This is a genomic window from Paraburkholderia sp. SIMBA_030 (assembly GCF_046535245.1).
Lineage (GTDB): Bacteria > Pseudomonadota > Gammaproteobacteria > Burkholderiales > Burkholderiaceae > Paraburkholderia.
The window spans coordinates 1-235 of the sequence record NZ_JAWRXB010001661.1 but is presented as its reverse complement, the minus strand read 5'-3'; the positions used below and the strand labels follow the sequence as shown (position 1 = coordinate 235).

The following is a 235-nucleotide window of genomic DNA, read 5'->3' as shown; positions in this document are numbered from 1 at the left end:
CACATTGTGCTTTAAATCACCTATTTTTTTATCTAAGAAGAATTGGCTTATTTGTGCTTTCAGATAGTCATTACCATAAGTGGCTTTGAATATGGAGAAGAAACTGAACCTCTGTTTCGTAAATATCCGTTCTCCATGCTGTACAAACATATCGACAACGTCTTTCATTGGAACTTCATACGCCACTGCTAAAGCGACTACTCCACCAATCGATGTACCTGCTATAAGGTCGAAG

General features: G+C 38.3%; 1 pseudogene. It reads right to left on the bottom strand.

Annotated features, from left to right (window positions below):
* Nucleotides 1-235: pseudogene (locus SB772_RS45665) on the bottom strand (patatin); the annotation flags it as partial.